This window comes from Cupriavidus sp. SIMBA_020 (assembly GCF_046535395.1).
Lineage (GTDB): Bacteria > Pseudomonadota > Gammaproteobacteria > Burkholderiales > Burkholderiaceae > Cupriavidus > Cupriavidus campinensis.
The window spans coordinates 1-338 of record NZ_JAWRWU010000213.1 but is presented as its reverse complement, the minus strand read 5'-3'; the positions used below and the strand labels follow the sequence as shown (position 1 = coordinate 338).

The following is a 338-nucleotide window of genomic DNA, read 5'->3' as shown; positions in this document are numbered from 1 at the left end:
CCCCACACGCTCACGCGTTATTGCAGCGTCCGCGCAATCGTTCGCGGACGCGGGAATCGCCACGTCCATTGAACGCGCTTTGGTCCGCGGAATGACCGGAATCCAGAATGAAATTAAAAACGCACGCACTCGCACTGATTTGTCTGGCCGGCGCACATGCCGGCGCGGCCCATGCACAAAGCACCGTGACTCTGTACGGTCTCATTTCCGTGGGCATTGCGTGGTCGCCGAATCAATCCGGCCATCACACCTGGCAAGCGCTGAGCGGGCAGAATCAAAGCCCCCGCTGGGGCCTGCGCGGCACGGAGGACCTGGGCGGTGGCAATAGCGCCGTATTC

General features: G+C 62.1%; 1 protein-coding gene. It reads left to right on the top strand.

Translation table 11 applies throughout. The features are described 5' to 3' along the window. Nucleotides 1-107 precede the first annotated feature (107 nt). Nucleotides 108-338 (top strand): porin (locus SB751_RS28880; RefSeq protein ID WP_410748893.1); only part of this gene is annotated, 231 nt, incomplete at its 3' end.